27 protein-coding genes are annotated in these 24,536 nt (G+C 61.9%); 16 read left to right on the forward strand and 11 right to left on the reverse strand.

Going from position 1 to position 24,536, the window contains the following annotated elements; all coding sequences use genetic code 11:
• Positions 1-38 precede the first annotated feature (38 nt).
• The 4 genes from rng to tldD all read left to right on the forward strand — a co-directional run bounded on the left by rng (position 39) and on the right by tldD (position 7,743).
• On the forward strand, positions 39-1,496 hold the full coding sequence (gene rng / locus IF690_RS05425) for a ribonuclease G (protein ID WP_007929907.1): 1,458 nt from the start codon (positions 39-41) through the stop codon (positions 1,494-1,496).
• A 75-nt stretch (positions 1,497-1,571) separates the two neighbouring features.
• The gene (locus IF690_RS05430; protein WP_202699134.1) at positions 1,572-5,375 is read left to right on the forward strand and encodes a YhdP family protein; all 3,804 of its coding nucleotides are present in this window, start codon (positions 1,572-1,574) and stop codon (positions 5,373-5,375) included.
• A 58-nt stretch (positions 5,376-5,433) separates the two neighbouring features.
• Positions 5,434-6,273, forward strand: a complete 840-nt coding sequence (locus tag IF690_RS05435; protein ID WP_202699135.1) for a carbon-nitrogen hydrolase family protein — start codon at positions 5,434-5,436, stop codon at positions 6,271-6,273.
• Between the two features lie 27 nt (positions 6,274-6,300).
• Positions 6,301-7,743: a metalloprotease TldD gene (gene tldD / locus IF690_RS05440; RefSeq protein ID WP_053259651.1), complete on the forward strand. Its 1,443-nt coding sequence runs from the start codon at positions 6,301-6,303 to the stop codon at positions 7,741-7,743.
• Between the two features lie 48 nt (positions 7,744-7,791).
• Here the strand turns inward: tldD and yjgA are convergent, their stop codons facing one another.
• Positions 7,792-8,313 carry a ribosome biogenesis factor YjgA gene (yjgA, locus tag IF690_RS05445; RefSeq protein ID WP_007929901.1) on the reverse strand — a complete coding sequence of 174 codons (522 nt, stop codon included), beginning with the start codon at positions 8,311-8,313 and terminating at the stop codon, positions 7,792-7,794.
• Positions 8,314-8,421: 108 nt separating this feature from the next.
• Here yjgA and pmbA point away from each other — a divergent pair, with 108 nt between their 5' ends.
• The 6 genes from pmbA (at position 8,422) to IF690_RS05475 (ending at position 13,791) form a co-directional block, all read left to right on the forward strand.
• The gene (pmbA, locus tag IF690_RS05450; RefSeq protein WP_180924190.1) at positions 8,422-9,768 is read left to right on the forward strand and encodes a metalloprotease PmbA; all 1,347 of its coding nucleotides are present in this window, start codon (positions 8,422-8,424) and stop codon (positions 9,766-9,768) included.
• Positions 9,769-10,011: 243 nt separating this feature from the next.
• Complete coding sequence (locus tag IF690_RS05455; protein ID WP_202699136.1) at positions 10,012-10,407, forward strand: FagA protein; 396 nt, start codon at positions 10,012-10,014, stop codon at positions 10,405-10,407.
• Positions 10,400-11,776 (forward strand): class II fumarate hydratase, encoded by a 1,377-nt coding sequence (locus IF690_RS05460; RefSeq protein ID WP_202699137.1) that lies wholly within the window; start codon positions 10,400-10,402, stop codon positions 11,774-11,776. The genes IF690_RS05455 and IF690_RS05460 overlap by 8 nt, the downstream gene beginning before the upstream one ends.
• A 27-nt stretch (positions 11,777-11,803) precedes the next feature.
• A complete protein-coding gene (locus IF690_RS05465) occupies positions 11,804-12,253 on the forward strand; it encodes a DUF2753 family protein (RefSeq protein WP_202699138.1) in 450 nt (149 codons plus the stop codon).
• 1 nt (position 12,254) lies between these two features.
• Positions 12,255-12,866, forward strand: a complete 612-nt coding sequence (locus IF690_RS05470) for a superoxide dismutase (protein ID WP_202699139.1) — start codon at positions 12,255-12,257, stop codon at positions 12,864-12,866.
• A gap of 31 nt (positions 12,867-12,897) precedes the next feature.
• Positions 12,898-13,791, forward strand: a complete 894-nt coding sequence (locus IF690_RS05475; RefSeq protein ID WP_202699140.1) for a ZIP family metal transporter — start codon at positions 12,898-12,900, stop codon at positions 13,789-13,791.
• Positions 13,792-13,821: 30 nt separating this feature from the next.
• Here the strand turns inward: IF690_RS05475 and IF690_RS05480 are convergent, their stop codons facing one another.
• The 10 genes from IF690_RS05480 to IF690_RS05525 form a co-directional block, all read right to left on the reverse strand.
• Positions 13,822-14,094 (reverse strand): HPr family phosphocarrier protein, encoded by a 273-nt coding sequence (locus IF690_RS05480; protein ID WP_202699141.1) that lies wholly within the window; start codon positions 14,092-14,094, stop codon positions 13,822-13,824.
• A gap of 16 nt (positions 14,095-14,110) precedes the next feature.
• Positions 14,111-14,968, reverse strand: a complete 858-nt coding sequence (rapZ, locus tag IF690_RS05485) for an RNase adapter RapZ (protein ID WP_202699142.1) — start codon at positions 14,966-14,968, stop codon at positions 14,111-14,113.
• Between the two features lie 2 nt (positions 14,969-14,970).
• Complete coding sequence (gene ptsN, locus IF690_RS05490) at positions 14,971-15,435, reverse strand: PTS IIA-like nitrogen regulatory protein PtsN (protein ID WP_007929873.1); 465 nt, start codon at positions 15,433-15,435, stop codon at positions 14,971-14,973.
• A gap of 12 nt (positions 15,436-15,447) precedes the next feature.
• Entirely contained in the window at positions 15,448-15,753 is a 306-nt protein-coding gene (gene hpf / locus IF690_RS05495) for a ribosome hibernation-promoting factor, HPF/YfiA family (protein WP_007929872.1), read from the reverse strand.
• Positions 15,754-15,832: 79 nt separating this feature from the next.
• Positions 15,833-17,326 carry an RNA polymerase factor sigma-54 gene (locus IF690_RS05500; RefSeq protein WP_202699143.1) on the reverse strand — a complete coding sequence of 498 codons (1,494 nt, stop codon included), beginning with the start codon at positions 17,324-17,326 and terminating at the stop codon, positions 15,833-15,835.
• A gap of 182 nt (positions 17,327-17,508) precedes the next feature.
• Positions 17,509-18,234 carry an LPS export ABC transporter ATP-binding protein gene (lptB, locus tag IF690_RS05505; RefSeq protein WP_009047002.1) on the reverse strand — a complete coding sequence of 242 codons (726 nt, stop codon included), beginning with the start codon at positions 18,232-18,234 and terminating at the stop codon, positions 17,509-17,511.
• A complete protein-coding gene (gene lptA / locus IF690_RS05510) occupies positions 18,234-18,782 on the reverse strand; it encodes a lipopolysaccharide transport periplasmic protein LptA (protein ID WP_202699144.1) in 549 nt (182 codons plus the stop codon). The genes lptB and lptA overlap by 1 nt, the downstream gene beginning before the upstream one ends.
• Positions 18,769-19,341 (reverse strand): LPS export ABC transporter periplasmic protein LptC, encoded by a 573-nt coding sequence (gene lptC, locus IF690_RS05515; RefSeq protein ID WP_202699145.1) that lies wholly within the window; start codon positions 19,339-19,341, stop codon positions 18,769-18,771. Before lptC ends, lptA begins: the two co-directional genes overlap by 14 nt.
• Before the next feature lie 8 nt (positions 19,342-19,349).
• Positions 19,350-19,874, reverse strand: a complete 525-nt coding sequence (locus tag IF690_RS05520; protein ID WP_202699146.1) for a KdsC family phosphatase — start codon at positions 19,872-19,874, stop codon at positions 19,350-19,352.
• Positions 19,874-20,848, reverse strand: a complete 975-nt coding sequence (locus tag IF690_RS05525; protein WP_202699147.1) for a KpsF/GutQ family sugar-phosphate isomerase — start codon at positions 20,846-20,848, stop codon at positions 19,874-19,876. Before IF690_RS05525 ends, IF690_RS05520 begins: the two co-directional genes overlap by 1 nt.
• A gap of 275 nt (positions 20,849-21,123) precedes the next feature.
• On the opposite strand from IF690_RS05525, the gene IF690_RS05530 reads away from it, so the two are divergent.
• From IF690_RS05530 to IF690_RS05555, 6 genes are all read left to right on the forward strand, one after another.
• Positions 21,124-21,933: an ATP-binding cassette domain-containing protein gene (locus IF690_RS05530; RefSeq protein WP_202699148.1), complete on the forward strand. Its 810-nt coding sequence runs from the start codon at positions 21,124-21,126 to the stop codon at positions 21,931-21,933.
• Positions 21,933-22,730 (forward strand): lipid asymmetry maintenance ABC transporter permease subunit MlaE, encoded by a 798-nt coding sequence (mlaE, locus tag IF690_RS05535; RefSeq protein ID WP_009047005.1) that lies wholly within the window; start codon positions 21,933-21,935, stop codon positions 22,728-22,730. The genes IF690_RS05530 and mlaE overlap by 1 nt, the downstream gene beginning before the upstream one ends.
• Positions 22,730-23,197: an outer membrane lipid asymmetry maintenance protein MlaD gene (mlaD, locus tag IF690_RS05540; protein ID WP_007929863.1), complete on the forward strand. Its 468-nt coding sequence runs from the start codon at positions 22,730-22,732 to the stop codon at positions 23,195-23,197. The genes mlaE and mlaD overlap by 1 nt, the downstream gene beginning before the upstream one ends.
• Before the next feature lie 10 nt (positions 23,198-23,207).
• The gene (locus IF690_RS05545) at positions 23,208-23,861 is read left to right on the forward strand and encodes an MlaC/ttg2D family ABC transporter substrate-binding protein (RefSeq protein WP_009047006.1); all 654 of its coding nucleotides are present in this window, start codon (positions 23,208-23,210) and stop codon (positions 23,859-23,861) included.
• Positions 23,858-24,163: an STAS domain-containing protein gene (locus IF690_RS05550; protein WP_007929861.1), complete on the forward strand. Its 306-nt coding sequence runs from the start codon at positions 23,858-23,860 to the stop codon at positions 24,161-24,163. Before IF690_RS05545 ends, IF690_RS05550 begins: the two co-directional genes overlap by 4 nt.
• Before the next feature lie 115 nt (positions 24,164-24,278).
• Positions 24,279-24,530: a BolA family protein gene (locus IF690_RS05555; RefSeq protein ID WP_007929860.1), complete on the forward strand. Its 252-nt coding sequence runs from the start codon at positions 24,279-24,281 to the stop codon at positions 24,528-24,530.
• Positions 24,531-24,536: the final 6 nt, after the last annotated feature.

A 24,536-nucleotide genomic window follows, 5' to 3' on the forward strand; every position in this document is an offset into this window, starting at 1 on the left:
GGCCATCCATAGTGAATATGCCTGAACGAGACCCTGCCATGAGTGAAGAGATTCTGATCAACATCACACCGATGGAGTCGCGCGTGGCGGTGGTCGAAAACGGTGTGCTGCAAGAAGTCCATGTCGAGCGTACCCAGCGTCGCGGAATTGTCGGCAATATCTATAAAGGCAAGGTGGTGCGGGTTTTGCCTGGCATGCAGGCGGCGTTCGTCGATATCGGCCTGGATCGCGCGGCGTTCATTCATGCATCGGAAATCTCCCTGCGCGAAGGGCCGGCGGTGGAAAGCATCGGCGCCCTGGTCCATGAAGGGCAGAGCCTGGTGGTGCAGGTGACCAAGGACCCGATCGGCTCCAAGGGCGCGCGCCTGACCACCCAGTTGTCGATCCCTTCGCGTTACCTGGTGTACATGCCGCGTACCGCCCATGTCGGCATCTCGCTGAAGATCGAGGATGAAGCCGAGCGCGAGCGGCTGAAACAGGTGGTCAGCGATTGCGTGGCCCAGGAAGGCATCAAGGAAGCCGGCGGTTTTATCCTGCGTACCGCCGCCGAGGGCGCGGGCGCCGACGAAATCATGATGGACATCCGTTACCTGCGCCGCCTGTGGGATCAGATCGGCGCACAGATCAAGACTATCGGTGCCCCCAGCGTCATTTACGAAGACCTGGGCCTGGCCCTGCGTACGCTACGCGACCTGGTCAGCCCGAAGATCGAGAAGATCCGCATTGATTCCCGGGAAACCTTCCAGAAAACCACGCAGTTCGTCGCAGAACTGATGCCAGAGATCGCCGATCGCCTGGAACACTATCCGGGCGAGCGGCCGATCTTCGACCTGTATGGCGTCGAAGACGAAATCCAGAAAGCGCTGGAGCGCAAGGTGCCGCTCAAGTCCGGCGGTTACCTGGTGGTCGACCCGGCGGAAGCCATGAGCACCATCGACGTCAACACCGGGGCTTTCGTCGGTCACCGCAACCTCGAAGAAACCATCTTCAAGACCAATCTCGAAGCGGCGACTGCCATTGCCCGCCAGCTGCGCCTGCGCAACCTGGGAGGGATCATCATCATCGACTTCATCGACATGGAAGATGAAGAACACCAGCGCCAGGTATTGCGCACCCTGGAAAAACAGCTGGAGCGCGATCATGCCAAGACCAACATCATTGGCATTACCGAGCTGGGCCTGGTGCAGATGACCCGCAAGCGTACCCGGGAGAGCCTGGAGCAGGTGCTGTGCGAACCCTGCAGCAGCTGCCAGGGCCGGGGCAAGCTGAAAACCCCGGAAACCATCTGTTACGAAATCTTCCGGGAAATCCTGCGGGAGGCGCGGGCCTATCAGGCCGAAGGTTATCGGGTCCTGGCGAACCAGAAAGTGGTCGACCGGCTGCTCGACGAGGAGTCGGGCAACGTCGCGGAGCTGGAGGCCTTTATCGGCCGGACCATCCGTTTTCAGGTCGAAACCATGTATTCCCAGGAACAATACGACGTGGTGCTGCTCTGAGTCCGCGTACCTTACATTTACCGGATACAGCTGGCCTTGATTCGTGCATGACTCTTGCCACGGGGGCCAACTGACATGGAGCGTCTGATGCGCTTTCTCGCTGCTCTGACCCGCTGGGGGCTGGGGCTTTGTGCGTTGCTGCTGGTGCTGACGGCCTTGTACGTCAGCCTGGGTCGGGAACTGACCCCGCTGGTGGCTGAATATCGGGCCGAGGTCCAGGCCAAGGCTCAGGAAACCTTGGGCATGCCGGTGCAGATCGGCCGGCTGGAAGGCAGCTGGAGCGGTTTCTCGCCCATCCTGTTGGCTCGCGACGTGATAGTCGGCGAGGGCGCCAACGCCTTGCGCCTGGATCAGGTGCGGGTGGCGCCCGATCTGCCCGGCAGCGCCCTGGCGCGCCAATTGCGGGTCAAGCATCTTGAATTCAGTGGCCTCAACCTGAGCCTGAAGGAGGGCCCGGATGGACGCTGGGCGCTCGAAGGCCTGCCGGTGCAGGATAACCGGCCAATCGACCCCGAGCAGTTGCTCAACCGCATGCAGATGGTCAGTGAGCTGTCGGTGCTCGACAGCCAGGTGACCCTGCAACCGCTCGACCATCCCGCGATGGCCTTGACCTACGTCGGCCTCAATCTGCGTGCCGGCCCCAGCCGTCAACGCCTGGATGCGCGCCTGACCCTGCCGGACGGCCAGCCTCTGGCTGTCAGCTTGCGCACGCGAATCCGCGCCAGCGCCTGGCGCGAAGGACAGGCCGACGCCTACCTGAGCCTGCCCCAGAGCGACTGGGCGAAATGGTTGCCGCCACGCGTGACCCAGCAGTGGAAGTTCTCCGAGCTCAAGGCCGGTGGCGAGCTCTGGCTCAGCTGGGGCGATGGCGTACTGCAGAGCATGGTCACGCGCCTGAATGCGCCGCAGGTCAGCGGGGCCTATGACGAGCGCAAACCGATCACCGTGAAGAACCTGGCGCTCAATGCCTATTTCCAGCGCAACGACCAGGGGCTCAGCGTCGCCTTCGACTCGCTGGCCATGAACATCGGCGAGACGCACTGGGAGTCACGCCTGCAACTGCAACAGAGCGGTACCGTCAACAGTGCCGAAGAGCTCTGGCACTTGCAGGCTGACCGCCTCGACCTGACACCGCTCACGCCGGTCCTGGATGCCTGGGCGCCGTTGCCGGAAAAGGTCGCGGCCATTATCGACAACCTCAAGGTCACGGGCGCGTTGCGCAACATCCTGTTCGATTTCCGGCCGCAGGTCAGCGGCGATCAGCGCCTGAGTTTTGCCGCCAACCTGGAGCAGGTCGGGTTCAACGCCTATCGCGGCGCGCCGGCGGCCCGTAACGTCAGCGGCAGCATCAGCGGCGACCTGGGGCAGGGCGAGTTGCGCATGGACAGCAAGGACTTTGCCTTGCACCTGGACCCGATCTTCGCCAAGCCCTGGCAGTACCTCCAGGCCAATGCCCGACTGACCTGGAAGCTCGACCAGCAGGGTTTCACCCTGATCGCGCCGTACCTGAAGGTCCTGGGCGAGGAGGGCAAGATCGCCGGCGATTTCTTGATCCGCCTGCATTTCGACCACACCCAGGAAGACTATATGGACCTGCGGGTCGGCCTGGTCGATGGCGACGGTCGTTATACCGCCAAGTACCTGCCCGAGGTGCTCAGCCCGGCGCTGGACGAATGGCTGCGCACGGCAATCCTCAAGGGCGCGGTGGATGAAGGTTTCTTCCAGTACCAGGGTTCGCTGAACCATGGCGCGGCCGACACCGCGCGCAGCATCAGCCTGTTCTTCAAGGTGCATGACGCCGAGCTGGCCTTCCAGCCGGGCTGGCCGCATATCGGCAAGGTCAGCGGCGATGTGTTCATCGAGGACAGCGGCGTGCGCATCCTGGCCAGCCAGGGGCAGTTGCTCGACACCCAGGTGAGCGACGTCTACGTCAATATTCCCCATGTGCCCGCGGGGCAAAGCACCCACATGTTTATCGACGGCGAGTTCGCCGGCGGCCTGGGCGATGGCTTGAAGATTCTCCAGGAGGCGCCGATCGGCACGGGCCCGACCTTTGCCGGCTGGCAGGGCGAGGGTGACCTGCGGGGCAAGCTGAAGCTGGATATCCCGTTGGTCAAGGGCGAGGAGCCGAAGGTGCTGGTGGACTTCAAGACCAGCAAGGCACGGCTCAAGTTGAGCGAGCCGGAGCTGGAGTTGAGCCAGCTCAAGGGCGACTTCCGTTTCGACAGCGGCAAGGGGCTGAGCGGCCAGGGCATCAGCGCCCAGGCCTTCGAGCGTCCAGTGACCGCACAGATTTTTGCCGATGGCCGTCCTGGCAAGCTCGACACCCGGGTCGTCGCCAAGGGCCAGGTGTCGGTCAATAAACTCATGGAATGGCTGAAATACAACCAGCCGCTGCCGGTTTCCGGTGACATTCCCTACCAGTTGCAGCTCAACCTCGATGGAGCGGACAGCCAACTGATGGTCAGCTCCAGCCTCAAGGGGGTTGCCGTCGACTTGCCCGCGCCTTTCGGCATCGCGGCCAGCCAGGGGCGTGACAGCGTATTGCGCATGACCTTGCAGGGGGCCGAGCGGCGTTACTGGTTCGATTACGGCGACCTGGCCAACTTTACCTTCGCCGCGCCGAGCGGCAACTTTGTCGAGGGTCGTGGCGAGTTGTTCCTCGGCGAGGGCGATGCGGTGCTGCCGGGGGCCAAGGGCCTGCGGGTGCGCGGTGTGCTGTCGGAACTGGATGTGGAACCGTGGAAAGCGCTGGTCGATCGGTATGCCGGGCAGGACGCGGGCGGCAGCGCCAAGCAGTTGCTCAGCGGCGCCGACTTCCGGGTCGGCAAGCTCAGTGGTTTCGGCACAACCCTGGATGAGGCCCGTGTGCAGTTGACGCGCAAGCCGTCCTCCTGGGCCCTGCAACTCGACAGCCGGCAGGCCAAGGGCAGTGTGGCGATTCCCGATGCCAAGGCCGCGCCGATGGCGATCAACCTGCAGTATGTGCGCCTTCCGGCCGTCGATCCGACGGTACAGGCCGACGAGAACGCGCCGGACCCGCTGGCCTCGGTCGACCCGAAGAAAGTCCCGGCCCTGGATCTCTTGATCAATCAGCTGTACCAGGGCAACGACCTGATCGGCGCCTGGTCGCTGAAAGTGCGTCCGACCGCCAAGGGCATGGCCTTCAACAGCCTCGACCTGGGCCTCAAGGGCATGGTCCTGCAGGGCTCCGGTGGCTGGGAAGGCGAACCCGGCGCGGCCACCAGCTGGTACAAGGGCCGCCTGGGCGGCAAGAACCTGGCGGACGTGCTCAAGGGCTGGGGGTTCGCACCGACCGTGACCAGCGAAGAGTTCCACATGGATGTGGACGGGCGCTGGCCTGGGTCACCGGCCTGGGTCGGGCCCAAGCGGTTCTCGGGCAGCCTGGATGCGACCCTGCGCAAAGGCCAGTTCGTGGAAGTCGAAGGCGGGGCGCAGGCCTTGCGGGTATTCGGCTTGCTGAACTTCAACTCCATCGGCCGGCGCCTGCGCCTGGACTTCTCCGACCTGTTCGGCAAGGGCCTGAGCTACGACCGGGTCAAGGGGTTGCTGGTGGCCAGTAATGGCGTCTACGTGACCCGCGAGCCCATCACCCTGACCGGTCCGTCGAGCAACCTGGAACTCAATGGCACCCTGGACCTGGTGGCCGACCGGGTGGATTCGAAGTTGCTGGTGACGCTACCGGTGACCAACAACCTGCCGATCGCCGCACTGATCGTCGGTGCGCCGGCGGTCGGCGGGGCGCTGTTCCTGATCGACAAGCTGATCGGTGACCGGGTGTCGCGCTTCGCCAGCGTCCAGTACAGCGTCAAGGGGCCCTGGAAGGACCCGAAAATCACCTTCGACAAGCCTTTTTGAAAAACCGCGGCCCCAGCCTATGGAGTAGCATGGCCACATATCCAACCTGGAGTGCGTCATGTCTCTCGCGGTGATTCAAATGGTCAGTCAGAGCGACGTGCTGGCCAATTTGCAGCAGGCGCGAAACCTGCTCGGACAGGCTGCTGCCGGCGGTGCGCGGTTGGCCGTGCTGCCGGAGAACTTCGCCGCCATGGGCCGCCGCGACGCGGCGGTCATCGGTCGTGCCGAGGCCCGGGGCGAGGGTCCGATCCTGCCCTGGTTGAAACAGACCGCCCGCGACCTCAAGTTATGGATAGTGGCCGGCACCCTGCCGTTGCCTCCGGTGGACCAGCCGGAGGCCAAGGCCCGTGCCTGCTCGCTGCTGATCGACGAGCATGGCGAGCAAGTGGCGCGATACGACAAGCTGCATCTGTTCGACGTGGACGTGGCCGACAATCGCGGCCGTTACCGGGAGTCGGATGACTATGCTCATGGAGAGCAGGTGGTAGTAGCGGATACACCGGTGGGCCGGGTTGGCCTGACCGTGTGCTACGACCTGCGTTTCCCCGAGCTGTACAGCGAATTGCGAGCCGCCGGGGCGGAGCTGATCAGCGCTCCTTCGGCGTTCACCGCCGTGACCGGCGCGGCGCATTGGGACGTACTGATCCGCGCCCGGGCCATCGAAACCCAGTGCTATCTGCTGGCGGCGGCGCAAGGCGGCATTCATCCGGGACCCCGGGAGACTTTCGGCCATGCGGCCATCGTCGACCCCTGGGGCCGGGTGCTGGCGCAACAGGATCAAGGCGAGGCCGTGCTGCTGGCCGAGCGCGACAGCAGCGAACAGGCGTCCATCCGGGCGCGCATGCCGGTGGCCAGCCACCGGCGCTTTTTCTCGCAAGGCGCGCAGCGACTTGCTTAAGAACGACGAATTTAAGGCGTAAAGCATATGAGCGGGTTGTTATCTTCAGTCAGTGAACACCTTCTGGCGCCCGGTGGCGTGACCCTGGAAAGCCTGCAGGGCGTGCTGGGCGATCTGGCCGGCCCGGGTATCGATGCCGCCGACCTGTACTTCCAGGGGCAGATTTCCGAGTCCTGGTCGCTGGAAGACGGCATCGTCAAGGAAGGCAGTTTCAATCTGGACCAGGGCGTTGGCGTGCGGGCGCAGTCGGGTGAAAAAACCGGTTTTGCCTACAGCAATGCCATCACCCTCGAAGCGCTCGGCCTGGCTGCCCGGGCTGCGCGCTCGATTTCCTGTGCCGGGCAGAATGGCACCGTGCAGGCCTTTACCACCCAGGACGTGGCCCAGCTGTATGCGCCGGACAACCCCCTGGAAGTCATCAGCCGCGCGGAAAAGGTCGAGTTGCTCAAGCGTGTCGATGCCGCTACCCGCGCCCTCGATCCACGCATCCAGCAGGTCAGCGTCAGCATGGCCGGGGTCTGGGAACGCATCCTCGTGGCCTCCACCGATGGTGGCCTGGCGGCGGATGTGCGGCCTTTGGTGCGCTTCAACGTCAGCGTGATCGTCGAGCAGAACGGCCGCCGCGAGCGTGGCGGTCATGGCGGTGGCGGGCGTACCGATTACCGTTATTTCCTCAGTGAAGACCGTGCCATGGGCTATGCCCGTGAGGCGTTGCGTCAGGCCCTGGTCAACCTGGAAGCGATTCCCGCGCCTGCTGGCACCCTGCCTGTGGTACTGGGTTCCGGCTGGTCCGGCGTGTTGTTGCACGAAGCGGTAGGTCACGGCCTGGAAGGCGATTTCAACCGCAAGGGCAGCTCGGCCTACAGCGGGCGCATGGGCGAAATGGTCGCCTCGAAACTCTGCACCATCGTCGACGACGGCACCCTGGCCGGGCGGCGCGGCTCGCTGAGCATCGACGACGAAGGCACCCCGACCGAATGCACCACCCTGATCGAGAATGGTGTGCTCAAGGGCTACATGCAGGACAAGCTCAACGCCCGCCTGATGGGCGTGGCCCGCACCGGCAACGGTCGCCGCGAGTCCTATGCACACCTGCCGATGCCGCGCATGACCAACACCTACATGCTGGGTGGCGAAAGCGATCCGGCGGAAATCATCGCCTCGGTGAAAAAAGGCATCTACTGCGCCAACCTGGGTGGCGGTCAGGTGGACATCACCAGTGGCAAGTTCGTGTTCTCCACCAGCGAGGCGTATTTGATCGAAGACGGCAAGATCACGGCCCCGGTCAAAGGCGCGACCCTGATCGGCAACGGGCCGGAAGCCATGAGCCGGGTGTCGATGGTCGGTAACGACCTGGCGCTGGACAGTGGTGTGGGGACGTGTGGCAAGGATGGGCAGTCGGTGCCGGTGGGTGTCGGCCAGCCGACCTTGAAGATCGATGCGATCACCGTGGGTGGCACGGGCGCTTGAGGCGTGAAGCGGCGGGTGAGTTGCAGGGCAACCCACCCGGATCGAGGTTCAGCGCAGACCGCGTTGAGTCTCGTCCAGCTCGCGGATGTATTTGAAGATTTTACGGCTGGAGGCAGGCGGCTTGTTATGGGCCACCTCATGCTGGGCCTGACGGATCAGGGAGCGCAGCTGCTGACGATCCGCTTGCGGATAGTCGGTGACGAACTTTTCCAGGACCGCGTCATCGCCGGCGATCAAGCGATCGCGCCAGCGTTCCAGGCCATGGAAACGTTCGTTGTACTGGCGAGTCGAGGCGTCGAGCTGGTCCAGCAGCACCAGGATCGCGCTGGTGTCCTGATCGCGCATCAGCTTGCCGATGAATTGCAGGTGGCGTTTACGCGCAATATGGGCGACATGCTTGGGCGCATCCGCCAGGGCCCGGCGCAGAGCGTCGGTCAACGGCAGTTTGTTCAGCAAGTCGGGCTTGAGTGTTGTAAGGCGCTCGCCGAGGTCAACCAGAGCATGCAGCTCGCGTTTGACCTGGGATTTGCTTTTCTCCCCATCGAGGGAGTCGTCGTAAGAATCAACCATGGTGGCAGTCCGCAAAGAAACGCCGCCATGATAACCAGTCGGGGGCCGCTTGTCCGGCCCGGTCGCTCGAAGGCCTTGACCGAAAGCAGAATTTGAGTGGAGAAAACCATGAGTGCAGCACAAAGCGTCGGCCCGCAGGCTTTGCCGGCACTGCAGGAACAAGTCGAGCAGATCATCGCCGAGGCCAAGCGCCAGGGTGCCAGTGCCTGCGAAGTGGCGGTTTCTCTGGAGCAGGGCCTGTCGACTTCGGTTCGCCAGCGGGAAGTGGAAACCGTCGAATTCAATCGCGACCAGGGTTTTGGCATCACGCTCTACGTCGGCCAGCGCAAGGGCTCGGCCAGCACTTCGGCCAGCGGTCCCGAGGCGATTCGCGAAACCGTTGCCGCGGCCCTGGCCATCGCCAAGCACACCTCGGAGGACGAAAGCTCGGGGTTGGCCGATGCCGCCCTGATGGCCCGGGATGTGCCGGACTTCGATCTGTTCCATGCCTGGGACATTACCCCGGAGCAAGCCATCGAACGGGCGCTGACCTGTGAAGCCGCGGCCTTTGCCGCCGACAGCCGGATCAAGAACGCTGACGGCACCACCTTGAGCACCCACCAGGGCTGCCGTGTCTACGGCAACAGCCACGGTTTTATCGGCGGTTATGCTTCGACCCGGCACAGCTTGAGCTGCGTGATGATCGCCGAGGCCGACGGCCAGATGCAGCGTGACTACTGGTACGACGTCAATCGCCAGGGCCATCTGCTGACGGACCCGGTGACCATCGGCCAGCGCGCCGCGCAACGGGCCGCGAGTCGCCTGGGCGCGCGCCCGGTACCGACCTGCGAAGTGCCGGTGCTGTTTTCCGCGGAACTGGCCGGCGGATTGTTCGGCAGCTTCCTTGGGGCGATTTCCGGCGGCAACCTGTACCGCAAGTCATCCTTCCTCGAGGGCGCCCTGGGGCAGCGGCTGTTCCCCGAGTGGCTGACCATCGATGAGCGTCCGCACTTGATGCGCGCCCTGGGCAGTTCGGCCTTCGATGGCGATGGCCTGGCCACCTACGCCAAGCCTTTCGTCGAGAACGGCGAGTTGGTGTCCTACGTGCTGGGGACTTATTCCGGGCGCAAGCTCGGCCTGCCTAGCACCGCCAATGCCGGTGGCGTGCACAACCTGTTCGTGACCCATGGCGAGGAAGACCAGGCGGCCTTGCTGCGCCGCATGGGCCGGGGCCTGCTGGTCACCGAGCTGATGGGCCACGGGCTGAACATGGTCACCGGCGATTACTCCCGGGGCGCGGCCGGTTTCTGGGTCGAAAATGGCGAAATCCAGTTCGCTGTCCAGGAGGTGACCATTGCCGGCAACATGCGCGACATGTTCAAGCAGATCATTGCCGTCGGTAACGATCTGGAGCTGCGCAGCAACATCCGTACCGGTTCGGTATTGATCGAACGCATGACGGTTGCCGGCAGCTAAGCCACCCCGGCGTCATCGAAGGCGCGCGCCCCGAACGGGGGCGCGCTTTTTTATTGCCCCGACTTTTTGAATGCTGACGATCAGGTAGGCGCGAGCTTGCTCGTGATAAGCGTTATGTCAGACAAGGATGCGGCGGCAGGCAATGCGCTTCGCGAACAAGCTCGCCCTTGAGGGGGATTATGACCTTGTTTTGATTCTCAATATCATATAATAATAAATCTCATTATCGAATGAGCCCCGGTCATGAGTTCTGCCTTGCACGAGCAGCCTTACCTCGAAAGCTGGCGCTGGATGAGTCGCCAGATCCGTTGTGCCCTCGATCCGGACGAGCCGCGCCTGATCGAGCATTACCTGGCCGAAGGGCGCTATCTGGCGTGTTGCACCGCCACCTCACCCTGGTTGATCGCCGAAACCTCATTGCGCCTGTTGCTCGATACCGCTACCGATACCGCGCTGCCCTGGCATTGGCGCAGCCAGTGCCTGGACCAGGCCTGGCGCCCGTTGCATGACCTGGAACGCCTGTCTTTCTGCAAATGCCGGCTCAAGCGTTGGCAAAGCCATGCCTGGCAACTGGCGACCTGCTCGTTGCTGCCATCCATTCCCCTTATCGAACTGGTGCAAGGATTTCCCGATGAGTAATACCCGTATCGAACGCGACAGCATGGGCGAACTGCATGTTCCGGAGCAGGCACTGTATGGCGCCCAGACCCAGCGTGCGGTGGATAACTTCCCCATCAGCCACCAGCGCATGCCCGCGCAGTTCATCCGCGCGCTGATCCTGGCCAAGGCCGCCGCGGCCAAGGCCAACGTCGAGCTCAAGCAACTGAGCGAATCCCAGGGCAAGGCCATAGTCGACGCCGCCCAGGGCCTGCTGGAAGGCGACTACATGCAGCATTTCCCGGTGGATATCTTCCAGACCGGGTCCGGCACCAGTTCCAACATGAACGCCAACGAAGTCATCGCCACCCTGGCCAGCCGCTTGCTCGGCGAACCGGTCAACCCCAACGACCATGTGAATTGCGGGCAGAGCAGCAACGACATCATCCCGACCGCCATCCACGTCAGCGCCGCGCTGGGCTTGCACGAACAACTGCTGCCAGCGCTGGTGCATCTGGTTCAGGTCATCGAGCGCAAGGCGGCCGAGGTCCATCCGTTCATCAAGACCGGTCGCACCCACCTGATGGACGCGATGCCGGTGCGCATGAGCCAGGTGCTGGAGGGTTGGGCGCAGCAGCTCAAGGCCAATATCGGTCATCTGCAGGATCTGCTGCCGAGCCTGCAATCCCTGGCGCAAGGTGGTACCGCGGTGGGCACCGGGATCAACGCCCACCCGCAGTTCGCCGCGGGCTTCAGCCGGCAGTTGAGCAACCTGACCCAGGTGCAGTTCACGCCGGGCAAGAACCTGTTCGCCCTGATCGGCTCCCAGGACACCGCGGTGGTGGCCTCGGGCCAGCTCAAGGCCATCGCGGTTACCTTGATGAAGATCGCCAACGACCTGCGCTGGATGAACTCCGGGCCGTTGGCCGGCCTCGGCGAGATCGAGCTGGAAGGGTTGCAACCGGGGTCCTCGATCATGCCGGGCAAGGTCAATCCGGTGATTCCGGAAGCCACGGCGATGGTGGCGGCCCAGGTGATCGGCAACGACACCACGATCACGGTGGCGGGGCAGTCGGGCAACTTCGAGCTGAACGTCATGCTGCCGATCATCGCCCAGAACCTGTTGAGCAGCATCGAGCTGCTGGCCAACTCCAGCCGCCTGCTGGCGGACAAGGCGATTGCCAGCTTCAAGGTCAATGAGCCCAAGCTCAAGCAGGCGCTGTCGCGCAACCCGATCCTGGTCACGGCGCTCAACCCGATCATCGGTTACCAGAAGGCCGCTGAAATCGCCAAGACCGCCTACAAGCAGGGGCGCCCGGTGATCGATGTCGCCCTTGAACACACTGATCTGTCACGCAGCCAGCTGGAGATCCTGCTCGACCCGGAAAAACTCACCGCGGGCGGCGTGTAAATCCCGACATTGCTTTGGAGGTTCACCATGGAGCACTGGAAACGCACGATCGAAAGGGCAAACCGTTTCTTCATGCAGGGCGACCTGGTGGATGCCCGTGAGTATTACTTGCAGGCCCTGGCCCTGGCGCAGGTATTGTTCGAGCGCTGGAGCGATGCCGACGAAGCGGTGGCGGCCTGTGTCATCTCCCATCACAACCTGGCGGACCTGCACCTGCGCCTGAACCAGCCGGAGGAGAGCGCGCAATACCTCTGCGCCATCCACCAGCGGCTATTGCAGGCCATGCAGGACAGCCGCCTGGCGCCGTCGCTGCGGGAAGCCGCGTTGCGCCAGAGCAGCAAGACCTACGTCGAGTTGCTCAACTTCATCAGTGAGCACGGTGAATACCCCCGTACGCATCGCCTGCTGGAGAGCAATGTCGCGCAATCGACTTCCGGCGCCGCGCCCGCGAATGCCCCTCATTACGGAGCACATTGATATGTCCTTTACCTTGCCTGCATTGCCCTATGCCTACGACGCCCTGGAACCGCACATCGACGCGCAGACCATGGAGATTCACTACACCAGGCATCACCAGACCTACATCAACAACCTCAACGCGGCCGTGGAAGGCACCGAATGGGCCGACTGGTCGGTGGAAAAACTGGTGGCCGGGGTCCAGCAACTGCCGGAGAAGCTGCGTGCGGCGGTCATCAACCAGGGCGGTGGCCATGCCAACCATTCGTTGTTCTGGGCGGTGATGGCGCCAACCGGCGGAGGCCAGCCGGACGGAGCGCTGGCCAGGGCAATCGACGAGCAGTTAGGTGGTTTCGAGCGTTTCAAGGAGGCCTTCACCAAGGCCGCGCTCACCCGTTTCGGCAGCGGTTGGGCCTGGCTCAGCGTGACCCCGCAAAAGACGCTGGTGGTCGAGAGCAGCGGTAACCAGGACAGCCCGTTGATGAACGGCAATACCCCGATTCTCGGTCTGGACGTGTGGGAGCACGCCTATTACCTGCGTTACCAGAACCGGCGGCCGGAATACATCAATGCGTTCTACAACGTGATCAATTGGCCCGAAGTAGCCCAGCGCTACCAGGCCGCACTGGTTTGAGCCCCCACCTATAAAAGACCTCAGGCTGACTATGGGCACTGAAACACTGACGATCAGCAGCGGGCGGATGTTTCGTTACGCGTTCGGTTCGCTGTTGCTGTTGGCGGGTACTGCATTGCTGGTTGCCCAGGGCTTGTCCTGGCTGGACCTGGAACCGCGCTTGTCGCGGGCATTACAGGGCGGGGCGGTCTGTGCCCTGGGAACCGCGCTAGGGGCGGTGCCGGTGCTGGTCATTCGCAAGATGCCGCTGGCGCTGAGTGACACCCTGTTGGGGTTCGGCGCCGGGGTGATGCTGGCGGCTACGGCTTTTTCACTGATTGTGCCCGGGATCGCCGCGGCGGAAAAACTCGGGCTGTCGCCCTGGGCTTCGAGTGGCCTGGTCAGCCTTGGCATCATGCTCGGTGCCTTGGGCTTGTTTCTGGTGGATCGCAAGGTGTCGGGGGGCAACCCGGAGAAACTGGTGGGCACCCTTGAACATCCGGTCATACCGCCACGAATCTGGCTGTTTGTGTTTGCCATCATCGCCCACAACATTCCTGAAGGAATGGCCGTAGGTGTTTCCGCAGGCGGTGGCATGCCGGAGGCGGACAGCCTGGCCATGGGCATCGCCTTGCAGGATGTGCCGGAAGGCCTGGTGATTGCTCTGGTGCTGGCTGGCGCCGGCATGTCCAGGATCAGGGCGTTCCTGATCGGTGCCGCGTCAGGCCTGGTGGAGCCTGTGTTCGCGTTGCTTTGTGGGTGGTTGGTGGGCCTGGCAGAGATGCTGTTGCCGCTCGGGCTAGCGTTGGCGGCGGGGGCCATGCTGCTGGTGGTGACCCACGAAGTGATCCCCGAATCACGACGCAACGGTCATGAAAAGCTGGCGAGCCTGGGCTTGTGTGTCGGCTTTTGCCTGATGATGGTCATGGATACGGCACTCGCCTGAGTGCCTTTCGGCAGGTTTGCCCCGCCGACCTTACTCGCCTTCGTCGAAGAAGTTATTGATCAGTGCCACCAGCGCTTCCATCGCCTCCTGCTCCTGTTCGCCTTCGGTCTTCAGATGAATCTTGGTGCCCTTGCCGGCGGCCAGCATCATCATCGCCATGATGCTCTTGCCGTCGACCATCGACTCCGGCGTTCTTCCGGCGCGGATCTGGCAAGGAAACTGACCGGCCACGCCGACGAACTTGGCCGAGGCACGGGCATGCAGACCCAGTTTGTTGATGATTTCAATTTCCAGAGCAGGCATCGCGGGGTAGATCCTTTCAGCTAAGGTCGCGGTGGCGAACCTGGACGTTCTTCAGGGACTTTTGCAGGACTTGGCCCAAGCGTTCGGTCAGGTAGACCGAGCGATGGTGGCCGCCCGTACAGCCAATGGCAATAGTGACGTAGGCGCGGTTGCTGGCGGCAAAACGCGGCAACCATTTCAGCAGGTAGCTGGAGATGTCCTGGAACATTTCCTCGACGTCCGGCTGGGCGGCCAGGTATTCGACAACCGGCTGGTCGAGCCCGGACTGGGCGCGTAACTCGGGCTTCCAGTACGGGTTGGGCAGGCAGCGCACATCGAACACCAGGTCGGCATCGACCGGCATGCCACGCTTGAACCCAAAAGACTCCACCAGGAAGGCGGTGCCCGGTTCCGGCTGGTTCAACAGGCGCAACTTGATGGTATCGCGCAGTTGATACAGGTTCAGGTTGGTGGTGTTGACCTTGAGGTCGGCGAGGTCGGCAATCGGACCCAGCAGGTGACTTTCGTCTTGAATCGCCTCGGCCAGAGAGCGATTGTTGCTGCTCAAGGGGTGGCGACGGCGGGTTTCCGAAAAGCGCTTGAGCAGGGTTTCTTCGTCGGCGTCCAGGTACAGCACATCGCACTGGATATGCCGGCTGCGTACTTCCTCGAGCAGTTCGGGGAAGCGCGACAAGTGGCTTGGCAGGTTGCGGGCGTCGATCGAAACGGCGACCAGTGGCTGCGTCAGTTCGGTATGGATCAGCGCCCGCTCGGCCAGTTCGGGCAGCAGCCCGGCCGGCAGGTTGTCGATGCAGTAGTAGCCATTGTCCTCGAGGACATCGAGGGCGGTGCTTTTACCCGAGCCGGACCGGCCGCTGACGATGATCAAGCGCATGATTACTGACCGTTCTGTTCGTCCAGGACAACCTTGTACAAGGCTTCGTTGCTGGTGGCGCTGCGCAGCTTGTCGCGCACCTCTTTGCGGTCCAGCATGCTGGCAATCTGCCGGAGCAGTTCCAGGTGCGCATCGGTGGCGGCTTCCGGGACCAGCAGTACGAACAGCAGGTCGACCGGTGCGCCGTCGATGGCGTCGAAATCGATGGGAGCGTCCAGGTGCATCAGGGCACTGATGGGCGACTCACAGCCTTTGAGGCGGCAGTGTGGAATGGCGATGCCATTGCCAAAACCGGTAGAACCCAGTTTTTCTCGGGCAATCAGGCTTTCGAAGACATCTTGCATCTCCAGATCAGGCACTTCTCGGCTGATCAGGTTGGCAATTTGTTCGAGGGCGCGCTTTTTGCTGCCGCCCGGCACGTTCACCAGGGAACGGCCGGGGGTCAGGATGCTTTCAAGTCGGATCATGGGAGGGGAGTGTTAGCGACCCGTGCCTTGGAGAAGGTGGAGTTGCTTTTCCTTATGCTTTTTCAGTTGGCGGTCAAGCTTGTCCGTGAGCAAGTCGATTGCGGCATACATGTCGTCATGTTCTGCATTGGCGACGACTTCCCCACCATGGATGTGCAGCGTGGCCTCGATTTTTTGCTTCAGTTTCTCGACGGCCAGCGTTACCTGCACATTGGTAATCTTGTCAAAGTGCCGCTCCAGTCGGTCGAGTTTTTCGCCGATGTAAGCGCGCAGAGGTTCGGTCACTTCCAGTTGGTGTCCACTGATGTTGACTTGCATACAGCTTCTCCTTCGTTGCCAGTGCATAAAGCGGCAGGTCGATTGACCTGCCACTGGAACGCTGTGGCGAGCCCGGCGGCTACATCAACCGCTTCCGTTCGCTCGAAGGCGCGATCCCCAGGGATTCGCGGTACTTGGCGACGGTACGACGGGCTACCTGAATGCCTTGTGCCTCCAGTAAACCAGCGATCTTGCTGTCACTCAACGGCTTTTTCTGATTTTCCGCGGCGACCAGTTTTTTGATGATCGCGCGGATCGCCGTGGACGAGCATTCGCCGCCTTCGGAGGTACTTACGTGGCTGGAGAAAAAGTATTTCAGTTCATAAATGCCCCGAGGGGTATGCATGAATTTTTGCGTGGTCACCCGTGAAATCGTCGACTCGTGCATGCCCACCGCTTCGGCGATGTCATGCAGGACCAGTGGTTTCATCGCCTCATCGCCGTACTCGAGGAAGCCGCGCTGATGCTCGACGATCTGGGTGGCGACTTTCATCAGGGTTTCGTTACGGCTCTGCAGGCTCTTGATGAACCAGCGAGCCTCCTGCAGTTGGTTGCGCATGAAGGTGTTGTCGGCACTGGTGTCGGCGCGTCGCACGAAGCCGGCGTACTGCGGGTTGACGCGCAGGCGCGGCACGGACTCCTGGTTCAGCTCCACCAGCCAGCGTTCGTTGTCCTTGCGCACGATGACATCGGGGACCACGTATTCGGCTTCGGTGGATTCTATTTGCGAGCCCGGGCGTGGGTTGAGGCTCTGCACCAGTTCGATGACCTGGCGCAGTTCGTCTTCCTTGAGCTTCATGCGCCGCATCAGCTGGCTGTAGTCGCGGCTGCCGAGCAGGTCGATGAAGTCGGTGACCAGGCGCTTGGCTTCAGTCAGCCAAGGAGTCTTGGCAGGTAGCTGGCGCAGCTGCAACAGCAGGCACTCACCCAGGTTGCGGGCGCCGATACCGGCAGGCTCGAATTGCTGGATGCGGTGCAGGACGGCCTCGACTTCGTCGAGTTCGATGTCCAGCTCCGGATCGAAGGCTTCGAGGATTTCCTCGAGGGTTTCATCCAGATAGCCCTGATTGTTGATGCAGTCGATCAGGGTCACGGCGATCAGGCGATCGGTATCGGACATGGGCGCCAGGTTCAACTGCCAGAGCAGATGGCTCTGCAGGCTTTCGCCAGCCGAGGTGCGGGTGGTGAAATCCCACTCATCGTCATCGTTGCTGGGCAGGCTGCTGGCGCTGGTCTGGTAGACGTCTTCCCAGGCGGTGTCGACCGGTAGGTCGTTGGGAATGCGTTCGTTCCATTCACCGTCCTCGAGGTTGTCCACCGTCGGGGCGGCTTCCTGGTAGGAGGGTTCCTGGATATCGGTATTGGGCTTCTGCTCGGCGTTGTCGGCCAGCGGATCGGTGCTATCGAAGTCGTCGCCTTCTTCCTGGCGCTCGAGCATCGGGTTGGACTCCAGGGCCTCCTGGATTTCCTGTTGCAGGTCCAGGGTCGACAATTGGAGCAGGCGGATGGCCTGTTGCAGCTGCGGTGTCATCGTCAGCTGCTGGCCCATTCTGAGGACTAGCGATGGTTTCATGGCAGGGGCTTAACACCTTATTCGCCGGCGCACATGCGCCATCCACTACAGGGCGCGTGAGCGCCAAACATAAGCAAATTATATGCCTGAAACTGAAGTGTTTGCCTAGAGCGCTGTAACAATAAAAACAGCAGGGTTCTATTGGGGCGGGCGCTCTGGCGACCAGCCAAACACCTCAGGGCTTACAAGCGGAACTCATGGCCCAGGTAAACTTCCTTGACCAGCTCGTTGGCTAGGATGGTTTCGGCGTCGCCTTCGGCGATCAGTTGACCGTCGTTGACGATGTAGGCGGTTTCACAGATATCCAGGGTTTCACGGACGTTGTGGTCGGTGATGAGTACGCCGATGCCCTTGGCCTTCAGGTGATGAATGATCTGCTTGATGTCGCCTACCGAGATCGGGTCCACGCCGGCGAAGGGTTCGTCGAGCAGGATGAACTTGGGGGCGGTGGCCAGTGCGCGGGCGATTTCCACACGGCGACGTTCGCCGCCGGAAAGGCTCATGCCCAGGTTGTCGCGAATGTGGCTGATGTGGAACTCCTGCAGCAGGCTTTCCAGTTCCTGGCGACGGCCGGCCTTGTCGAGCTCCTTGCGGGTCTCGAGGATGGCCATGATGTTGTCGGCCACCGAGAGCTTGCGGAAGATCGAGGCTTCCTGCGGCAGGTAGCCGATCCCGGCGCGGGCGCGGCCGTGCATCGGCTGGTGGCTGACATCCAGGTCGTCGATCAGGATGCGACCCTGATCGGCCTGGACCAGGCCGACGATCATGTAGAAGCAGGTGGTCTTGCCGGCGCCGTTGGGGCCGAGCAAGCCGACGATCTGGCCGCTGTCGATGGACAGGCTGACGTCACGCACGACCTGGCGGCTCTTGTAGCTCTTGGCCAGGTGCTGAGCTTTCAGAGTTGCCATTACTGGGCCTTTTGCTCGTCAGTTTTCTTTTTCGGCTGGATGACCATGTCGATCCGTGGGCGCGACTCGGTGACCTTGCTGCCGGTGGCGCGACCGGCGCTGGCCAGCTTCTTGTTGGTGTCGTAGACGATTTTCTCGCCCTGGGTGATGTTGCCGTCCTTGTCGACGACTTTGGCGCGGTCGATCAGTACGACGCGGTTCTGCGCGGCATGGTACTGGATGGTCACGCCGTAGCCCTGGACCGGCTTGGTATCGCCCTGGGTTTGAAGCTGTTCGAAGTAGGCCAGGTTGCCCACCGAGGTCACCACGTCGATGTCACCGGCCTGGGTGCGGGTGATGGTCACGGTATTGCCGGTGACCTTCATCGAGCCCTGGGTGATGATCACGTCGCCCCTGTAGGTGGCTACGCCATTCTTGTCGTCCAGTTGAGCGTCGTCGGCCTGGATGCGGATCGGTTGCTGGCTATCGTTCGGCAGAGACCAGGCGCTCACGCTTCCCAGTGCTGCGCCCAGACCGAGCAAAATAGGGAGGGTTTTAACGAGCCTCATACTGTCCTCTTACGTTCGATAGCAGGTTCATCCTGCCGTCTTTCAAATACGCTTTCATTCCCTTGCCAGTCGTCACGCCGCCGGCGCCGTCGATTCTAACGTCTTGATCGGTCTGCGCATATTGCTTCTGCGGGAATACTGTCATGCGGGTCGTGGTGATCAGCAGGTTGCGATTTTTCTCGTCGGTGCGGGAAACCCGTACCGAATCGATCAACTCGACCTGGGTGCCATCCGGATTGACTTCGCCGCGCTCGCTCTGGACGTGCCAGGGGAAGGTGGTGCCGCGATACATCTGCAGGTCCGGCTTGGTCAGCAGGGTCACCTCGGTGGCCTTGAGGTGTTCGACCTTGTCGGAAGTCATTTCGTACTGCAGCTTGCCGTCGGGCAGGTACTGCACGCTACGGGCGTTGATGGCGTAGTAGTCGATGGCGCTTTCGTCGACCTGCGCGACCGGCTTGTCGAGGAAGCGTTCCGGGCTGATGTTCCAGTACCCCACCGCCAGGAACAGCACGGTGATGATGCCGAAGATCAGTATGTTGCGAATCTTTTTGCTCAGCATGGGAGGCTCTATAAGTAGGCGGCGTGGGCCGCTTCAAGGCTGCCTTGGGCGCGCAGGATCAACTCGCAGAACTCGCGGGCGGCACCTTCGCCGCCACGGGCCTGGGTGACGCCATGGGCGTGTTCACGGACAAATCGGGCGGCATTGGCGACGGCCATGCCCAGGCCGACCCGGCGGATCACTGGCAGGTCCGGCAGATCGTCGCCCAGGTAGGCGACTTGCTCATAGCTTAGGCCCAGTTGGGCAAGAAGCCCGTCCAGCACTACCAGTTTGTCTTCGCGCCCCTGAAACAGGTGGGGAATCCCCAGGTTTTTCGCCCGACGCTCGACGACCGGCGTCTTGCGGCCGCTGATGATTGCCGTCTGCACGCCCGTGGCCATCAGCATCTTGATGCCTTGGCCGTCGAGGGTGTTGAAGGTCTTGAATTCGCTGCCGTCTTCGAGGAAGTACAGGCGACCGTCGGTCAGTACGCCGTCGACGTCGAATACCGCCAGCTTGATGTTCTTGCCGCGTTGCAGCAGATCCGTACTCATTACATGACTCCCGCGCGCAGCAGGTCGGACAGGTTGAAGGCGCCGATCGGGCGATCGTCCTTGTCCACCACGACCAGGGCGTTGATTCGATTGTCCTCCATGATTTTCAGGGCTTCGGCCGCCAGCATTTCAGCACGGGCGGTCTTGCCGTGAACGGTCATGACTTCATCGATGGTGGTGTGGTGAATGTCGATGGTGCGGTCCAAGGTGCGGCGCAGGTCGCCGTCGGTGAAGACCCCCGCCAGGCGTCCGTCGGCCTCGACAATGACGGTCATGCCCAGGCCCTTGCGGGTCATTTCCATCAAGGCATCCTTGAGCAGCGTGCCACGCTGGACCTGTGGCAGTTGCTCGCCGGCATGCATGACGTTCTCGACCTTCAGCAGCAGGCGCCGGCCCAGCGCGCCGCCCGGATGGGAGAAGGCGAAGTCTTCGGCGGTGAAGCCGCGGGCTTCCAGCAGCGCCACGGCCAGGGCGTCGCCCATGACCAGGGCGGCGGTGGTCGAGGAGGTCGGGGCCAGGTTCAGCGGGCAGGCCTCTTGCTTGACCTGGACGTTGAGGTTGACCTCGGCGGCCTTGGCCAGCGCCGAATCGGGGTTGCCGGTGATGCTGATCAACTGGATGCCCAGGCGCTTGATCAGTGGCAACAGGGTTACGATTTCATTGGTCGAGCCGGAATTGGACAGGGCCAGGATCACGTCGTCCCGGGTAATCATGCCCATGTCGCCGTGGCTGGCTTCGGCCGGATGGACAAAAAACGCGGTGGTGCCGGTGCTGGCCAGGGTGGCGGCGATCTTGTTGCCGATGTGCCCGGACTTGCCCATGCCGACCACAACTACGCGGCCTTTGCTGGCCAGAATCATCTCGCAAGCGCGTACGAAATCTGCGTCGATATGTGGCAGCAAGCCTTGCACGGCTTCTATCTCGAGGCGGACGGTGCGTTGTGCCGATTGAATCAGGTCGCTGGATTGGCTCATGTCAGAAATCGTATAGCCTGATGAAAAGGCGGCGATTATAGCGGTAATGATCGATTCCCTCACGCAAGTTCGTCAGCCTTTGTCCTTCTATAGGCTGGAATTGCCCTGTAAAGCCCGTTTTAGCCTGTCGTGATCCTGAACACGCATGGCTTCGGCCTTGGGGGCTCCGTATCAGCAGTGATATAGTTCGCCGCCAGTTCGGCCTGCCCCGGGTGCATGTACTCCCGGCAGGGAGCCAAGCGTCCGAGTGAGAGGCTGCATCGCAAGGAGTTTAGATGAGTGCCGATAACGCCTACGCGGTCGAGCTGAAGGGACTGTCCTTCAAGCGCGGTGCGCGCAGCATCTTCAATAATGTCGATATCCGTATTCCGCGGGGCAAGGTCACCGGCATCATGGGGCCTTCCGGTTGCGGCAAGACCACGCTCCTGCGGTTGATGGGCGCGCAATTGCGCCCCAGCAGCGGTGAGGTCTGGGTCAACGGCCAGAACCTGCCCAAATTGTCGCGCGGTGATCTGTTCGACGCCCGCAAGCAGATGGGCGTGCTGTTCCAGAGCGGCGCGCTGTTCACCGATCTCGATGTGTTCGAGAACGTCGCCTTTCCGCTGCGCGTTCATACCCAACTGCCGGATGAAATGATCCGCGATATCGTTCTGCTCAAGTTGCAGGCGGTCGGGTTGCGCGGTGCCATCGACCTGATGCCCGACGAGCTGTCCGGCGGCATGAAGCGTCGTGTGGCCCTGGCCCGGGCCATCGCGCTGGACCCGCAGATCCTCATGTACGACGAGCCCTTCGTAGGCCAGGACCCCATCGCCATGGGCGTGCTGGTGCGCCTGATCCGTCTGCTCAACGACGCGCTGGGTATCACCAGCATCGTGGTTTCCCATGATCTGGCGGAAACCGCGAGCATCGCCGACTACATCTATGTGGTGGGCGACGGCCAGGTGCTGGGGCAGGGCACGCCCGACGAGTTGATGGATTCCGATAACCCGCGGATCCGCCAGTTCATGAAAGGCGACCCCGACGGTCCGGTACCCTTTCACTTTCCCGCGCCGGATTACCGCGCAGATCTTCTGGGGACGCGCTGATGCGCAAAGTATCTTTATTGGAGCGAATTCGTCTGTTCGGCCACTCGGGCATCGACGTTCTCGCGGTGCTCGGGCGTTCGAGCCTGATGCTGTTTCACGTGTTGTTCGGCCGCGGCAGTATCGGCGGCAGCTTCGGCCTGTTGGTCAAGCAGTTGCATTCGGTGGGCGTGATGTCCCTGGTGATCATCGTGGTCTCCGGGATATTCATCGGCATGGTACTGGCGCTGCAGGGCTTCAATATCCTGTCCAGCTACGGTTCGGAGCAAGCAGTGGGGCAGATGGTCGCCCTGACCCTGCTGCGTGAACTGGGGCCGGTGGTCACGGCATTGCTCTTCGCCGGTCGGGCTGGCTCGGCGCTGACCGCGGAAATCGGCAACATGAAAGCCACCGAACAGCTCTCCAGCCTGGAGATGATCGGCGTCGACCCACTCAAATACATTGTCGCGCCACGTCTGTGGGCCGGTTTCATTTCCCTGCCGTTGCTGGCGATTATCTTCAGCGTGGTGGGCATCTGGGGCGGTTCGTGGGTGGCCGTCGACTGGCTGGGGGTCTATGAAGGTTCCTACTGGTCGAACATGCAAAACAGCGTGACGTTCAATGAGGACGTGCTCAACGGCATCATCAAGAGCATCGTTTTTGCCTTTGTCGTGACCTGGATCGCCGTATTCCAAGGCTATGACTGCGAGCCCACTTCAGAGGGTATCAGTCGTGCCACTACCAAGACCGTTGTGTACGCCTCGTTGGCTGTACTCGGCCTGGACTTTATTCTGACCGCCTTGATGTTTGGAGATTTCTGATGCAAAACCGCACCCTGGAAATCGGTGTCGGCCTTTTCCTGCTGGCCGGCATCCTGGCTTTGCTGTTGCTTGCCTTGCGGGTCAGTGGCTTGTCCCCGACCTCGAGCACCGATACTTATAAACTTTACGCCTATTTCGACAATATCGCCGGTTTGACGGTCAGAGCTAAGGTGACCATGGCCGGTGTGACCATCGGCAAGGTCACGGCTATCGATCTGGACCGCGACAGTTTCACCGGTCGGGTCACGCTGCAGTTGGAAAAGCGCGTAGATAACCTGCCGACCGACTCGACTGCATCTATCCTGACCGCTGGGCTGCTTGGCGAGAAATACATCGGTATCAGCGTCGGCGGCGAAGACACGTTGCTCAAGGATGGCGGGACCATCCACGACACTCAGTCTTCACTGGTGCTTGAGGACCTGATCGGTAAATTCCTGCTCAATACCGTTAGCAAAGACGCCAAATGAGGACTTTTTCATGATCTCTACCTTGCGACGTAGCCTGTTGGTATTACTGGCGGCGTTGCCGTTGATGGCTCACGCCGTGGCGGCGCCTTCCGCGCATGATCTGGTACAGGACACCACCAACCGTCTGCTGGCCGACCTGGCCGCCAATAAAGAGAAGTACAAGCAGGACCCGCAAGACTTTTATGCGGCGCTGAACAGCATCGTGGGTCCGGTCGTGGATGCCGAAGGTATTTCCAAGAGCATCATGACGGTCAAGTACTCGCGTAAAGCCACGCCGGAACAGATGCGCACCTTTGAAGAAAACTTCAAGAAGGGCCTGTTCCAGTTCTATGGCAACGCCTTGCTGGAGTACAACAACCAGGGCATCGTCGTTGATCCTGCCAGGGACGAGTCGGGCGACCGTACCAGCGTCGGCATGACGGTCAAGGGCAGCAACGGTGCGATCTATCCTGTGTCCTACACGCTGGAGAAGATCAACGGCGAGTGGAAGCTGCGCAACGTGATCATCAACGGCATCAATATCGGCAAGCTGTTCCGCGATCAGTTCGCCGATGCCATGCAGCGCAATGGCAACGACCTGGACAAGACCATCAATAACTGGGCCGGCGAAGTGGCCAAGGCCAAGGAAGCGACCGAAAACTCGCCTGAGAAGGTCACGCAATGAGTGAGTCGGCCGTCCGTCTGGGTGAAGCCGGCGAACTGCTGATCAGCGGTGTGCTGGACTATCGCTCCGGCCCGGGCCTGCGCAAGCAGGGGCAGGCCCTGATCGCGTCGAGCACCGCGGCGGCGCTGGTGCTCGACTGTTCGGCGGTAGAGAAGTCCAGCAGCGTCGGCTTGTCGTTGCTGCTGGCCTTCATGCGCGATGCCGCGGCAGCCGGCAAGGCCGTCAGCATTCGTGCGTTGCCTGAAGACATGCGCGAAATCGCCGAGGTTTCCGGTTTGACCGAGCTGCTGGCGCAGCCTTAGTCACCCATCGACAAGCAAGCCCCCCGTCAGAGTCCTGCTATGCGGGGTTCGCAGGCGCGGGGCTTTTTTGTATGATGTCCGACCCGCGCGCACAGGGCGCCGATTGAGGTTGAGCATGCAGGCCAACGAAGTGAAGAGCTTCCTTGAAGGAAAGCTGTCCGAGACTCTTTCATCCGTTCAGGTAGAAGTTGAGGGCGAAGGCTGCAACTTTCAGTTGAACGTGATCAGTGACGAACTGGTGGCCTTGAGTCCGGTCAAGCGTCAGCAGAGCATCTATGCCCATTTGAACCCGTGGATCGCCGATGGCAGCATCCATGCGGTCACTATGAAATTTTTCAGCAGCGCGGCCTGGGCCGAGCGCACCTGAGCCCAA

The sequence above is a fragment of the Pseudomonas sp. SK3(2021) genome, assembly GCF_016772375.1.
GTDB classification, from domain to species: domain Bacteria; phylum Pseudomonadota; class Gammaproteobacteria; order Pseudomonadales; family Pseudomonadaceae; genus Aquipseudomonas; species Aquipseudomonas chlororaphis_I.

Bases quoted from the DNA above. Each gene is read 5' to 3' on its own strand.
- yjgA (WP_007929901.1), bottom strand. From the start codon at position 8,313: ATGGTTGATTCTTACGACGACTCCCTCGATGGGGAGAAAAGCAAATCC.
- IF690_RS05470 (WP_202699139.1), top strand. From the start codon at position 12,255: ATGTCCTTTACCTTGCCTGCATTGCCCTATGCCTACGACGCCCTGGAA.
- IF690_RS05455 (WP_202699136.1), top strand. From the start codon at position 10,012: ATGAGTTCTGCCTTGCACGAGCAGCCTTACCTCGAAAGCTGGCGCTGG.
- IF690_RS05500 (WP_202699143.1), bottom strand. From the start codon at position 17,326: ATGAAACCATCGCTAGTCCTCAGAATGGGCCAGCAGCTGACGATGACA.
- IF690_RS05545 (WP_009047006.1), top strand. From the start codon at position 23,208: ATGATCTCTACCTTGCGACGTAGCCTGTTGGTATTACTGGCGGCGTTG.
- IF690_RS05520 (WP_202699146.1), bottom strand. From the start codon at position 19,874: ATGAGTACGGATCTGCTGCAACGCGGCAAGAACATCAAGCTGGCGGTA.
- rapZ (WP_202699142.1), bottom strand. From the start codon at position 14,968: ATGCGCTTGATCATCGTCAGCGGCCGGTCCGGCTCGGGTAAAAGCACC.
- IF690_RS05475 (WP_202699140.1), top strand. From the start codon at position 12,898: ATGGGCACTGAAACACTGACGATCAGCAGCGGGCGGATGTTTCGTTAC.
- IF690_RS05435 (WP_202699135.1), top strand. From the start codon at position 5,434: ATGTCTCTCGCGGTGATTCAAATGGTCAGTCAGAGCGACGTGCTGGCC.
- IF690_RS05525 (WP_202699147.1), bottom strand. From the start codon at position 20,848: ATGAGCCAATCCAGCGACCTGATTCAATCGGCACAACGCACCGTCCGC.
- IF690_RS05555 (WP_007929860.1), top strand. From the start codon at position 24,279: ATGCAGGCCAACGAAGTGAAGAGCTTCCTTGAAGGAAAGCTGTCCGAG.
- ptsN (WP_007929873.1), bottom strand. From the start codon at position 15,435: ATGATCCGACTTGAAAGCATCCTGACCCCCGGCCGTTCCCTGGTGAAC.
- IF690_RS05530 (WP_202699148.1), top strand. From the start codon at position 21,124: ATGAGTGCCGATAACGCCTACGCGGTCGAGCTGAAGGGACTGTCCTTC.
- IF690_RS05480 (WP_202699141.1), bottom strand. From the start codon at position 14,094: ATGCCTGCTCTGGAAATTGAAATCATCAACAAACTGGGTCTGCATGCC.
- tldD (WP_053259651.1), top strand. From the start codon at position 6,301: ATGAGCGGGTTGTTATCTTCAGTCAGTGAACACCTTCTGGCGCCCGGT.
- hpf (WP_007929872.1), bottom strand. From the start codon at position 15,753: ATGCAAGTCAACATCAGTGGACACCAACTGGAAGTGACCGAACCTCTG.
- mlaD (WP_007929863.1), top strand. From the start codon at position 22,730: ATGCAAAACCGCACCCTGGAAATCGGTGTCGGCCTTTTCCTGCTGGCC.
- lptA (WP_202699144.1), bottom strand. From the start codon at position 18,782: ATGAGGCTCGTTAAAACCCTCCCTATTTTGCTCGGTCTGGGCGCAGCA.
- rng (WP_007929907.1), top strand. From the start codon at position 39: ATGAGTGAAGAGATTCTGATCAACATCACACCGATGGAGTCGCGCGTG.
- IF690_RS05460 (WP_202699137.1), top strand. From the start codon at position 10,400: ATGAGTAATACCCGTATCGAACGCGACAGCATGGGCGAACTGCATGTT.
- pmbA (WP_180924190.1), top strand. From the start codon at position 8,422: ATGAGTGCAGCACAAAGCGTCGGCCCGCAGGCTTTGCCGGCACTGCAG.
- IF690_RS05430 (WP_202699134.1), top strand. From the start codon at position 1,572: ATGGAGCGTCTGATGCGCTTTCTCGCTGCTCTGACCCGCTGGGGGCTG.
- mlaE (WP_009047005.1), top strand. From the start codon at position 21,933: ATGCGCAAAGTATCTTTATTGGAGCGAATTCGTCTGTTCGGCCACTCG.
- IF690_RS05550 (WP_007929861.1), top strand. From the start codon at position 23,858: ATGAGTGAGTCGGCCGTCCGTCTGGGTGAAGCCGGCGAACTGCTGATC.
- lptC (WP_202699145.1), bottom strand. From the start codon at position 19,341: ATGCTGAGCAAAAAGATTCGCAACATACTGATCTTCGGCATCATCACC.
- lptB (WP_009047002.1), bottom strand. From the start codon at position 18,234: ATGGCAACTCTGAAAGCTCAGCACCTGGCCAAGAGCTACAAGAGCCGC.
- IF690_RS05465 (WP_202699138.1), top strand. From the start codon at position 11,804: ATGGAGCACTGGAAACGCACGATCGAAAGGGCAAACCGTTTCTTCATG.